Source organism: Bacteroidota bacterium, assembly GCA_026391695.1.
Lineage (GTDB): Bacteria > Bacteroidota > Bacteroidia > Bacteroidales > JAGONC01 > JAPLDP01.
Genome location: JAPLDP010000023.1, coordinates 24821 through 38544, shown reverse-complemented (window position 1 = coordinate 38544; position 13724 = coordinate 24821). Strand labels below are relative to the sequence as shown.

General features: G+C 44.3%; 8 protein-coding genes. All 8 read right to left on the bottom strand.

Features of this window, described 5'->3' with window-relative positions; genetic code table 11:
* Positions 1-168 precede the first annotated feature (168 nt).
* Positions 169-576: a hypothetical protein gene (locus NT175_02110; GenBank protein ID MCX6233505.1), complete on the bottom strand. Its 408-nt coding sequence runs from the start codon at positions 574-576 to the stop codon at positions 169-171.
* A 181-nt stretch (positions 577-757) separates the two neighbouring features.
* Entirely contained in the window at positions 758-2503 is a 1746-nt protein-coding gene (locus NT175_02105; protein ID MCX6233504.1) for a hypothetical protein, read from the bottom strand.
* Positions 2500-3591, bottom strand: coding sequence for an ATP-binding cassette domain-containing protein (locus tag NT175_02100; GenBank protein ID MCX6233503.1), 1092 nt, complete (start codon positions 3589-3591; stop codon positions 2500-2502). The genes NT175_02105 and NT175_02100 overlap by 4 nt, the downstream gene beginning before the upstream one ends.
* A gap of 30 nt (positions 3592-3621) precedes the next feature.
* The gene (tssR, locus tag NT175_02095; protein ID MCX6233502.1) at positions 3622-6390 is read right to left on the bottom strand and encodes a type VI secretion system protein TssR; all 2769 of its coding nucleotides are present in this window, start codon (positions 6388-6390) and stop codon (positions 3622-3624) included.
* A 12-nt stretch (positions 6391-6402) separates the two neighbouring features.
* Positions 6403-8736, bottom strand: a complete 2334-nt coding sequence (locus NT175_02090; GenBank protein MCX6233501.1) for a hypothetical protein — start codon at positions 8734-8736, stop codon at positions 6403-6405.
* A 14-nt stretch (positions 8737-8750) separates the two neighbouring features.
* A complete protein-coding gene (locus NT175_02085; protein ID MCX6233500.1) occupies positions 8751-10208 on the bottom strand; it encodes a PKD domain-containing protein in 1458 nt (485 codons plus the stop codon).
* 20 nt (positions 10209-10228) lie between these two features.
* Positions 10229-11860, bottom strand: a complete 1632-nt coding sequence (locus NT175_02080; GenBank protein MCX6233499.1) for a hypothetical protein — start codon at positions 11858-11860, stop codon at positions 10229-10231.
* Positions 11857-13719, bottom strand: a complete 1863-nt coding sequence (locus NT175_02075) for a T9SS type A sorting domain-containing protein (GenBank protein ID MCX6233498.1) — start codon at positions 13717-13719, stop codon at positions 11857-11859. The genes NT175_02080 and NT175_02075 overlap by 4 nt, the downstream gene beginning before the upstream one ends.
* Positions 13720-13724 lie beyond the last annotated feature (5 nt).

Sequence of the window (13724 nt, the reverse complement as noted above, 5' to 3'; positions counted from 1 at the left end):
TGAAGTCAGATTTCTGCCTTCCTTTCTAATATCGCCTTCTACTTATCCTTCTACTTCTACTTCGTATGTTCTGAGATGGTTAATCATAAGAATGAGTACCTTTACGATGCCAATGGCACTAAGTTACGGAAGATGCACTACAAAGACAACTGTCTGATGGAAACCATCTCACTGGACCACCTTCCAGTTCTCTCCTTCTTTGGTCATTTGCAGGGTCACCGCTTCGGTGTGGCCGTCGGTGCATACCAGCTCCACATTCAGCGTGGTCTCCGAAGCTGTCGCGCCGGGCGTGGTCGTTACAGTCTTCACCTCTTGAAGCCCCTGGTGCTGCTTGAAGATATTCTGTATCTCGCCCTGGAACTCTTCGATGATCTGCTTTTCGAAATCTTTTTTATCCGCCCAGCCGGCAATCATACCCGGATTGGTGCCGGTGTAATTGTTCTTATTTATCGAAAAATAATATTCCCTGGCAGTATCCTCCGCCGATGTGCCGCCCTTCGGCTTGCATTGCATAGCCAAAAGAAACACCACCCCAAGAAAGACAAAAACCGAAATGTAATGTCTAGTCCTTTTCATGATTATAATATTTTTTATGTCAAAATCTCCCAACTATTGATCATTGCTCATTGATCATTGCTCATTGATCACTGATCATTGTTCATTGCTCTCTGATCACTGCTCCCTGATCATTGATCATTGTTCATTGCTCTCTGATCACAGTTCCCTGATCATTGTTCATTGATCATTGATCATTGATCTATTCAGTTCTGTTATACACCAAATCCCCCGGCGTATTCCTGAACAGCCTGTTTATCACCCATGCCGAGCTGAGATAGCTGATGACCAGCATGGCCACGAGAATGATGACGGCTTCGAGGTCGTATATGTAGAAGAAGTCGAATTCGTTGCTGATATCTTCATTATACAGCTTCACCAGCCGTAACAGCAATCCCATTTTGGCGATGATGATACATGCTGCGAGAGCGAGCAGCTCGGATGTGAGTATAAACACGAACACCATGTTTTTGTATATGGTTTTGATCTCGATGCCGAATGCCTTGTAGGTGCCGATGTTCATCTTGATTTTATTCAGGTGGTTGGCGATCATATTACGCACGAAGAAGCTGATGCTCAGGAAGCTGAAGATGATCAGAACCAGTGATACGGCGAGGGTGAGGATGGTGACGAAGTTATAGTTTTCGAGTGATTTGATCATGCCCATTTCGAGTTCGATCTGTGTGGTGCCGAAGAAGTTGTTGGCGAAGTCTTTCACGCGGTTGAGGTTGGTGAAGCTCACGCAGATGGCTTGCCGGCTGGGAGCATCAGATGATTCATAGCTAAGGCTGGGCCAGTAGAATTTGATGACCGAGGAGGCTTCTTTGTTATATTCTTTCAGCAAGGTAGTGATTCCCATAGTGCCGACGAACCTGTCGAAGGCATCCTGTTGTTCCTGGGGCGACAGGTTGCGTTGGAAGTCAATCTGAACGAACGATGTAGGGCGGAAGGTCAGGCTGTAGGCATACACGAAGTTTTTATTCCGGTCTTCACCGGCATTGAAGGAGAGCTGGTCCAAAGGTGAGTTGCCGGCATTTTTAAGTTCCGTGAAGGCCTCTATCACCTTTTGGTTTATTTTTTCCCTGTTGGCGGGATCGATGTCGAAGATGACATAAACCTTGTTGAGGCTGTCGCGTGTGCGGAAACATTCGATCTCATGAGTACGGATGTTATCGTAGAAATAGGGAGTGGAAATAAATTCTCTCTTATCGGGAAGCTGTTCTACGACAGCGGAGATTGGTATGGGAATATCTTCCTGGTACAGGTGAATGAAGGGCGGATCTTTTTCAATGTCATGACCCAGCACCTCTTTCAGAAGGTGGTAGGTGACGATAAGGGAATAGTTCTTTTCGGGTTTAATTGAAAATTCATTGGCGACATCAAAACGGTGGCCAATTGCGTTATTGTCTTCATATTCGAGGATAGTGCCCACCAATGTGTCGTTGGGCAATACCGTGCGGCCGGGGATAGCGGAGGAGCGCTCGAAGTGGTTACGGAACTTTGAAAACTCATATATGGAGCTGTACAGATATGCGGCTGCCGAATCAGGGTTTTCTTTATATTCCTGGTAGGAGACGTTTTGTTCAAGGTCTTCGAGTTCGCCGACGAGGTCGGCGGTGACGGAGCGCACAAAGGGGTCGGACATCTGCTTGTTGAGGAAACGCAGGCTATCTTTTGCAAAACCGATGGCGAGTATGGTGATGAAGAAGAGGATGAATACCCACCAGAAGTAGCGAGAGCTCCGGCCCAGCAGCACCTGGCATTCCGATTTATAGAAGAGCTTTTTAAAGCCTATCTTATCCCTGTAATTTTTATAAAGGCCGAGAAACGACATGAACCTGTCGAACCAGATAAACAGGAATGAAAAGAGGTTTTTCCAGGTGACCTTTGATCGCATTGTGGCTCTTTTCTTTTTCAGATTGGATTGGGTAGTATTTATTGCGTTCATATATGCAGGAAATCAATCAATTTAGCTTTCATTTCTTTAAAGGAGAGGATTTTTTCAGGATATCCCAAATGACGCCAGCCACGTTTCTCGTTACCGGGTGGGGAATCAGAAACATAAACCATATTCGAGTCGATTTTACCATAGAACCGGTCTTTGTCGTACCGTTTTGTTTCGATAAAGACTATTCGGTTGGCGAATTGGAGTGTCAGATTTATATCGTGCGATACGATAATGGCGCTGCGTGTCTTATTGTCGTTGAAATTATCGATAAGATTTCGAATAACCTTCATAAGCTCTTGGGAGTTGCTGAAGTCGAGGTTTCCAGTCGGTTCGTCGCCGAAGAGGACGCTAAAGTGGGAGTTATTAGCGCGTGCGAAGGCGACGCGTTGCTGTTGTCCGCCCGACAGTTGGCGTACAGGGCGGGAGTGCATATCTTCGCTGATGTTGAGGTCTCTGGCGAGTGTTTGACGGGCATGGACAATGGCGCACATCTCGGTCGAGAGATCGCAGTCGGCATTAAAATCAGGGAAGGGACATATATTTTTATCCTTTTTGCAATAGACCTTTTTCAGGTCGATCATTTCGGGTATGGCGGCATTCTCTTCGGCCGAGAAGTTGGGCATCAGGTTGGTATTCTGGAAGATGAAGGCGAAGTATTCATCGCGCAGACGCTGCTGTAAACGATGCTGTTTTTTGTGATCTTTCCATATATCGGTAATGACCGAATGGTTACGTTTACCTTTGAATCCATTCTTATGGTTTGAAAGAAGATGGTGAAGCGGCATTTCGATAAACGTTATTTCCTCAGGTTCTTCGGTACTATGACGGCCATAGAATTTCAGCGACATGATTTCATTTTCATTCAGTTGTATTTTTTCATTTGCAAAAACTGTATGAAAAGGTTCGGGTGTGGATGAGATGGTATTGGTCATCAGCCCCAGTGTTTCGAGCAGGGTGCTTTTGCCTGAGCCTGATTTCCCAAAAAGTACGCAAATCTCGCCCGATGGTATCTCCAGGTCGCTGATATAAAGAACCGGGTGTACGCGGTCGTATGAACAAACGAGGTTTTTTATGCTGAATAGTGTCATATCAATATCCTGTATCTCAATTTAATGATGCTATTTTTTCAAAAAGTTACGTGCCGTTTCCAGAACATCGTTCGATGGATTGGTAATCTCATTGGGGAATACTCTTGCGTCGAGCCAGTAATACCAGAAATAGCGCTGGTCGGGTTGAGTAGGCACGATGTTGAGAAACGGGTACAATGGGAATCCATCATCCCTGAAACCGTAATTAGTGAAGTTAATATATTTGTTGGTAAGGGTCGTATAAAAGGTGTCTTCACGGTTGGGGGTTATGGAAGAGGGATTCTGGGGGGTGTTTTTATACTCCAGAAAACGGCGGATGTATGCGCTATAATCTTTAAAGTATTTTGCGTTGAGCATATTCTTTCCATTAATGAGGCTCTGGAGGTGTCCATTGGCAATTATGAGGTCGACACAGAGGGCGAAGAGCTTGTCGGCCGGAAACTGGTTGGAGTAGAGGATATCCCTGTTATAAATAAGTTTAAATTGCTGTGGAGCCGGCAGGCCGGTGAGGTAGGTGATATCCTGGCCTATGGAGAGATCATCGAAGTCTCCCTCGCGTATGAGGTTCAGCTCGCGGCAGAGTATTCTTTTCCAGATGTCATAGATATGTTCACGCAGCACCTGTTCATTCTGGATTTTACCCGGCGGCACCAGGTTGTTGATATAGTCCTGAATTTGCTGTACATTCACATGGCCGATGAGTGCGACATAATTAAATATAGGATACTGCGACCACGTGGGCTTATAACAGGTGTAACCATCCTGGTAAAGTTCATTGGTCGACATCAGCAATGTGAGTATTTCATCGAGCGACAGCCCCAGGTTGAGGCAGAAGTAGATGACCCTGGCACGGTATTCATTTTCGGTGCCACCGCCGCCGAGAGCTTCGCCCAGCTTTTTGATATATTCTTCGGTGTTGACGGCAATGTTATTAAGGGCATTGTCGAGCTCCTGTTGAAGCCGCAACACCGAGATGCTGTCGGCAGGGTAAAAGGTCTGTGCGATGATGGGGAATTTTTCGGTATTGACGTTACAAATCCGGTTCCTGTTGTTGTCGGTGTTGCACAGAAAATCGGCCGACTGGTTGAAGGCGGTCGGAAAGTTGGAGAAGAAGGGCAGGAAGATACTCCTGGCAGCAGGGCATGTGCTGATAAAAGTATTATAGGTGTTCCACGATTTTTGGTTTTTCTGCACGGCCAGTGACTGTGTGATGCGATCAACCTGTAAGCGGAAGTCGTCATACGCGTTGCTGATATGCTGGCGGTAGTGAATCTGGTATGTCAGGAGGTTGAAGTTATTCTTATTAAGCAGGTCAATAATCTGAGTTTCTGTGATATTGGGATAGTTAGCCTGGTTATTTCCTGCGTCGCCGATGAGAACGAGGTAGTTGGTGTTGAGTGGATTCACGTCAAATGTGTTGACAGCCTGCTGTATGCCATAGAAGAGTGCTTCGGGGTGGTCCCTGTCGGCGCCATTGCGGGCAGGGTCCATAGCCTGCCGGAAGAAGGTGATCATCACATCCACATCATTACTCCAATTACCGAGGTTGGCTATTTCGACAGGCTGTGGTTCCGGCTTGTCACGATATACCACACCACCAAAGTAGTACTCCAGGTTTTTCTCCTGCGACTGGTTTCGTTCGAGAATGATACGCATGGTTGAGTTGAGTGCCATGATGACCGAGTTGCGGTAAATCTCCATGCTGGCAGTGGCGTCGACGACGAAGAGTATGTTGACTCGTTTGATATGGCGGAAACCCCGTGTGAGTTCATCTCTGATCAGCGCCACCTTTAACGGATCGACAGAAGCGGGGATACAGTTGCTTTGAGTGATGATGCCGGGAATCTGTACCTTACCAACGACACCCACCTTAGGGAACTGTTCGTTCATGTCGATACCTTTTGTGAGTATATAAAAACGGTTCAGGCTGCCTGTTTGTCTGTCACAATACATCGGGTTTTCGCCGAAAATGATGTTACCCTGGGCCTGTGTGGGTTGAAAATTGGAGTTGTTATCATAACTGTGTGCCGGGCCTGACTGTGAGTATATTCTCACAGGATCCCTGTCACGGCAGCGTTCCCAATTCATTTCGAGCGCCAGGTGGTGGTTCCACTCGGTGAGATATTGCAGCGACACCCATCCTTTTATATCTTCTTTATACGTGTTCCGGCTCAGACGGGGTTTGGTGCCAAGCAGATAAAAATTATTTTCTTCTTTGTATACAAAAAGTATGGTGAAGTCTCTGGCGTCGGCGATTTTATTTGCAAGGTTGCTGACAGGTGCTGAAAAGAAGCCGGTAGAAGCAGGATCGGGATTAGTGATGTCGAGACGATTAATCACCATAGCTTTTTTATTGAACTCAGCATGGTATTCACCTACAACGACATCGGGCTGGGTAAGACAGTCGGACCATAACAGCAGGTCGCTCTTTTTAAACCAATAGGTGTGATCATTCCATCCGGGCAACAGGGTTGTAATTTTAACAAAAGCAGCTTCGACAGCTTTGATCTTATCGGCACGTTCATCCAGCACATAGAATGCATCCATGAATCTGAATGTCGTAGAGCCGGAACCAAATGATTCGTTGCCGTATCCTTGGGTGCTGTTATTGCTCGCATACACCATCCATGTGGAACCTTTAATAGTTCCTCCCGGATGTGTCGTAAGCATGACCCCTGTCGAAAAACTGGTGACAGGTTTCTTCAGGCAGGAGGGAATTTCTTTTAGCTGCTGGGCGTATATAGTGAAGAATGAACAGGCAAATGCTAACAAGACTAAAGCTATCCTTCGCGTTATCATGGATTAATCTCCCTATTTATTTTTGAACAATTTTTCAAACTGATAATCGAAAATATATGGTGATTTGGGCATACCGTCATATATATTTTTCAGGATGTTCAGCTTCTCATCGTATTTGGCATCATCGATATGTACTTTTTTGAAGGGCGTGTGGATATAAATTTTGACATGGCTATAATTGGATTCAAGTTTATATTCCGACACGGCATCGATGAAATCGGTGATGTAATTAATATAGGTATAAGGTGATGCGAGGACGATATGCAGGTTGACATCACGCCGGTTACAGGGAATATTATCAAGGTACTGTTTGAACAGGTCTATATCATTATAATATCCTTCGGGGTAAAATTCATAGCAGCATGCGAGAAAGTCGGCAATCGCCTGTTTGTCATCGCTGAATGTCCTCATCACAGCACAGGAGTCGGAGTTATAAGCGGAATAAAGGAATAATTCATGAATGCCGTCCTTGTCAGGAGCATTGATGATGCCTTCAACCTCATCGATGAATTCTTTTCTGTTGAGGTCTTCATAATCCTTATAAGAGTTATTCACATAATAAATATCTATCGGAGGTATTTGCCGGGCATAGAGCATAATTGATTCCTTTTCATCCCTGATGTCGCTGTATGAGAGTTCAAAGAAGGGAGCGTCAGGATTCTGCTGGTATTCGTATCGGTATATATCGATACCATAAGGTTTTTCGATTCTGAGCATGACATCGCCACGTTTACGTTCGTCGTCGGGCACTGCCAGAGTGAGCCGGACATCTTTGCCGGCTTTGATATATCCTTTTTGTGAATTAGCTTTGGTCACACCACAAAAGAAATACGGTACTTTGTTCAGATTTCCGGGGAACTTCGGGTCGTTCTCGATGAAAAAGCCTATATTAACAGGAGTAGATTTAATATTGGTGGTCTGAAGATTTTGGCAATATACCGGAGCTTCTCTGGTGTACAGAAGGTCGCTGATGCGGCTGAACTTGGTGTTAGGAATATAGGGTACATTCGGACGCTTCAGGTTATAGGCGATGCCAATGTTCATGCCCCAGGAGATGAGGACGTCTTTTTTGCCGTAACTCAGCATATTAGGGCATGCAGAACCCTTGTCGGTGATCATAGCCGGGAAACTGTGGTCATTGATGATATCATTAAAGCCAAAGTAAAATTCAGGTCCTAGTGAAAGGGTGATACGGGGGCTGACATCAAATCCGGCCGTGAGAGAGGTATGTCCCAAAAGTAAAAGTGACAGGTCAGGTTCATCGATCCGTGTAAAGTCATCATTCATGTAATGCTTATAGCCATATTGAGGTAGATTATCCAGCATAATGGGGTATCCTTCAAATACATATTGCCCGCGATAGCCGATATCGGCATTATCGATTATATAACTGGCATTCAGGGGATAGGCAAAAGTGATTCCTGCACGCCAGGTGAGACTGGTTTTTGAAAATTTCCATATACCTGCGAGATCAAGCGGAATACCCAGGTATCCGATATGAGCGGTTTGCTGCAGGTCATGGCCATCGATCAGTAAAGTGTAGGGATCTCCATCCTGGTCGGTTTGACCGGTAATTTCCTGTGTGAAGTTCTTTTTTTCGAGCGCGGTGTTGATATGTATCATGCTTATACCTGGTGAGAAAAGAAGGTTGAATTTACCTTTTCCGGCCAGGGGATAATTCAGTTTGAGAGCGACAGCCCATCCGGCTTTAAATCCCTGCTGAGGTTCAAAGGCATCATTGGAGATACTATTTTGCAGGAGAGCGGGTTCCAGCGCCACTGATAAAGGGATAAACCGACTTGAGCCGAGGCCATCGACAAAAAGATGATCGGCACGGTCAATACGGATAATCTTATATGATTCATCCTCAGTGTAAAACAGGGTGATAAAAAGCTGATTGGTAATGATCACAGGTGCTACATAATAAAGGTCAAGGTCGACATTTCGCGGGTAATATTCAAGTTTTTTACTGATTTGAACGTTGATGATGCCATTCTTACGCACGCGGGTGACCTTAAAATCATAGAGAAAAATCTTATCGATAAAATATTTTTTCGAAAAGCTGCGCATGGCGCTGATATAATCGTTTACGGTCATCTTCATGTAAGCCGAGGTATCCAATTCGTAATAGACCGGTATCATTTCATTCAGGAATAGGTCGCTGAACTGGCTGGTAGTTTGATTTATGACCGTAGTATCTTCCGGTGCGAGGTTACACAATGTTTCATAGTGTGCGATGAATTTTTTCAGACGCAGGATGTTTACGCTGCTCTGGCCGTATGAGCCGGTAGTGAGCAGGAACAACAACAACAGTAGCGGAAGGGTCCTATAAATTATTTTTCTCATATCCTTTATTCAAATTATTGAACGATCATCGCTTTTTTTGCCTGCTGTCCGGCATCGCTTTTTACCGAAATGATATAGACACCATCCACCAGGGAAGAGAGATTCATCTCGTATGTGAAAGTGTCGATGAAATTGATTTTTGGGATGAGCTCTGATCTTACCAATTGTCCCTGTGAAGAATAGATGTCAGCAATATAGCGATGGTCGGCAGCATTTTTTATTATCAGGGTATATATTCCTTTTGAAGCAGATGATGGCATGACCGAGATTTCGAGAGCTCCCGACAGTTTTAAATCCATCTGTTCATTATAGAGTGACCTGGTCCAGCATTCTCCGCTTGTACTTGCAGATGTCTCGACCCAATATGTGTTGTGTTCTAGATCCAGCATGCCGAAGTCGCAGAAGTTGGAATAATAAACCGTGTTGATGACATCCTGGAAAGTCGTATTGACCGTATATCCCCAGCGATACAGTGGCATATCTTCACCAAGGTAGATAAGAATACCTTTATAAGGAGCTTTACGTTTGATTTTAAAGGCCGTATCGGGCGATTGCTGCGATTTCAGCAGTATCTCTTTTGTGGCTTTTCCTGTGAGGCATTGCCAGCAGGTATTCCGTTCGGTCACCCTCATTGTAAGCTGAATGGCCTGATCCACCTCACCCCAGTGTATACGGATGGTGCTGGAGTTGATTTGTTCCGAATAAAGAATATGATCGTCGGGCAATATCCATTCATAATTGCAGGTGTCGCAAAAAGGTGAAATGGAGTAATACATGTCGCTATCGAATGATGACTGGTTGCTGCAAATGATGTCAGGTCCTGTGATGGTGAGCTGATGAAACGGAAGCACGGTGACCTGTTTCTGGACGGTGGAGCTGCATCCGAACCGGTTCCAAGTTTTGAGGCTGATGGTATAATCACCTGGAGCAAGGAACAGATGACTGGGATTTTGAAAGACAGAGGTTATTCCGTCATCAAAATCCCACTGCCATGCGGTAACAGTATATGGATCCTGAGAAAGGTCATAAAACTGTGCTGCTGTGCCGGCACAGAGGTTATAGCATGGTGAAAATGTCGACGATTGGTTTATTCCAAAGTCTGTAACAGGTGGCTGAATGATGATAATACCGGCGGGAGCACTGGTTTCAAGAAACTGTCCTGAAAAGATATTAGATAGGGAGCAACGGAACAAATAAGTGACATAGCTGCTGGCGTCGGTGACCTGCAGAGTATCGTTATCATACCCTGTGAGACCCGGCATATCTGATGTAATGATATTCCAGATCCCTGAGGATGTTTCACTGAGTTCCCAGGTAAAGATGATATCGGGCGTAGTGCAGGCAATCGAAAAAAGTGCCTCTTGCTGTCCAAGGCAAATGGAGTCGTTGACAGGTTGCTGTGAAATAACCTGTCCCCTGCAGAAAGGATGTAGAGACAGGATAAAAATGAACAGCAGTATTTTTCTATTCATCGGCTGTGCTATTTTGAATTTTATTGTTCAGGTTTATTTACAGATTTATTTTTTTTCCATGTCCTGATATTTTTCAGGCTATTTTGTTTGAAGTTGTATGATATTCCGACTTCGATACCGAAGCTGAAAGGTTTTATTGATGTCGTCGCCATTGAAAGGTCGGTTATATTACCTGCGGGTTCGATGATTTTATCAGGGGTATTCCCTGAGCGCAGTTCCGTAATAGAATAATTCACATAGGGTGCGATGATCCAGTGCAGACGGGCATAGCGGTCCTTACGAAGGTCGAATCCCACTTTAAGATGGGCGGCGATATAGTAAGGTTCAAAAGTTTTATTATCATCGCCGGAGTTAAGAACGGCATCGTAGGTTCCGAAACCATAATAGGGCAGGTCGTCAATGGTGATCCCTTCGATCCAGTCGCCGCTTTGCGGATCCTGGAAAGCACAGTTTTTGCCAACATAGGAAATAGTGCCGGATGTTATTTCAGTTGTGTTATTCAACAGATAATTAAACGAAACGCCGGCATTCAATATGATGGCATTGATTTTTTTCGGAGTAAAATAGCGTTTCAGCGATAGTGAAAGTGGAACCGACAGCACATCGAATGTTTTTTTCTCGGTGAGTGATTTGACTTGAGTAAGGAGGGTATGGTTGCATAATAAATCGTTCAAAGGTGAAAGTGTGGCGTATGCTTCATTTTTGTACGTATCGAGTTGCCAGTTCCAGACCACGTGATTATAGCTTATACCAATATCCAGGCCATACTCCCAGCGGCGTACCTTATTAAAGACAGTGAATGTGTCGCTGGCGATGAAGGTAAGGCTGGCAAGGGCACCGTAAGTTTCGGCAGGTTCTATGGTGATGTCATTATATTCACTGAGTGACTTGAAGGAGGCCGCACTACCACCACCATGCAATGTCAAATTCAGAAAGCTCCAGCGGTTTTTATAATCAATAGTAACGGGAGGTTTAATGGTATCAGGTTGTATTTCCAGAAATCTGATCTTATATTGAATAGGAATCTCGACACCGGATTTATAAATATATTTTTGTTTTGACATTGTGAACCAGAAGTTCAGGTTGACAGATTGACGGACCATGGATTTGCAGTCAATTCGCGATGGGGCAGAAAATTCGATTGACACCAGCGCATTGGTATAAATCTCGCCACGGAATTTAAAATAGAAATCATTGGCTACGACATCTGTTTCTTTCAATATTTCAATATAGTCGAACCATCTCTGTGCACTGTCGCAATAAGACTGAACTGAGTAATAGGCAGGGAATGAAGAGGTGTCGAGACATGCCCGCGGCTGGAAAAAGTTCGGAATAGCCGGTACATTTTTAACGACTGCCTGTTCATCGAAATAGCTTTTAAATTTTTCGATGACCACCTGGTCGAACTGCTCGGATGCCTCTTCACGGAGTTTCATCGTGAGCAGACACGAATCGACGAGCATCCTGATATTCCTCTGGATAAGGGCTTTGCTCTCGGCATTGAAATCGATGCTACGGCCATATTGCTTGATGATATCGCTGTTGTTGACGTAAAGGGTGTCGTTCTTTTTTTGTGCATACAGCGATAATGCAAGTAAAACAAGCAAATTGATAAGTGCAAGGCGTGTTATTCTTAGCAGGATTGTATTCATTTGTTGATAACGATTTTTTTATACAAGGAAGTTGCATATCCTTCCAGTCGTAACAGATAGATACCGGCAGGCCAGTTATTGCCGTGTATCATGCACTCTTTTCGGCCCGTTGCAGGATTGAGTGACATGGAAGTGATGACTTTACCCGTTAAATCGGAAACAGTGATAAAGTATTCGTTCTTATCCATATCAGGTATAATCACGGTAAAATTCCCATCATTGGGATTCGGGCAGACCACCAGGTCACTTTGATTTAGCGTATATCCGATATTTTTATCGCCGGGCCAGAGATAAATATTTGATTGTGTGAGGCAGGCCGCATCATTGAGTTCGAAAGCCGTCATGACATAAAACTGAGCTCCGGCAGCAGGTGCAAAAGATTCACCCAGGAAGCAATAGGGTACCTGCGTGGTTTGAAGCAATTCACCGTTTTGATACCAGTAAAAATAGTTTGCCGAGGTGTCGGAACAAAGTAACAGATTATGGTTGTAAAGCATCATGAAAGAGGTATCGGGAGCTTTAGTATTCCCAATATCGATAAGGAATTCCTTAGACGTCATGCAGCCGTCTTTTTCCATTTTGACGGTTATTTTACCGGTACGAAGCATTTCACTTAAAGATCCTTGTCCATGCCAATGAATAATAGCCTGGGAATGATCCCCGCTGAGTGACTGTATCCTGCCACCTTCGATGTTATCCCATGTAATCTGATCATAACCGGCTGGACCGGGACTGATTATATAGCTGACATCGTATTCATTGAGGCAGACTTCACGGTCGCCGGTGAGCTGAAAATCAGGGAGCGCCGTGAGCTCTAATTCTTTACCGACGGTATATTCCGCACCCTCGACGAGGAGATGATAAGTGATGGTATGTACACCTGGTGTAGCCAGCGAGGGATTATACAATGTGGTCGAAGCAATGACACCTTCTCCTGAAAAGTAGCCTCCTTCGGGTATACCGGTCAACTCATAAACCGTATTATCCTGGCATACCGGAGAGCTTAATTCCTCATTCCACATAAAATCGAGATAAAAGATTTTTATAGTGATGATCTCAGAAAATTCATTCAAAGCGGAATTAGCGCATTTTCCTCTGGCACGAAACTCAAAAATGTTGTATCCGGGGATGAGTTCAGCTGCAATTGAAGATAGCGGTATGGTCACTGTAAAATCTCTGACACCCTGCGGGTCATTCCACACCTGAGTATAAGGTGCTGCACCTTCTCCGTTGTGACGCGCTTCAAGTGCGATGATCTTGTCATAACCGGCAGGATCTTGATAATCTAATGTCCGGTTAAGGTTGATTTCAAAATCTACGTCAGTATTTGAGTTGACAACAAGCGTCTGGTCATCATAAGCAACATCATTTATAGACAATACACTTACTAACGGTTTGGCATAATGAACAGGAATAGTAATGATGGTGTCAATTGTTATAGCATTTTCAATATAGGAGGCATGAAAGAAAAGGGTGTTCAAAGGAGCGTCAAAGAAATAATTTCCTGAGGAATAGCAATCATAGCGATTACTAGGATCATCGTAAGCAGTAATGTCACCTGTACTCCATAAGTATGTATTGTTCAATGAGAAATGAATTAAACTATCCGCAAAAGGATTTTGGGTTCCCCAAATAGTGTCTTTGTCGTTTGTAAAGACATAAAGTTTCACAACAGACATAAAGGGATCGACGATGATAGTATCATTTGGTATGTCCAATCTGACTTCGACTATTTTTGATTGAAAAAATTGTTGTGGCATGTATTGATCAAATGGATTTCCGATACTATCAACACGGAAATAATCCATGATTAAAATAACATACAGTAGAGCAAAGTATTTTGCATATTTTTTTATCATAATAC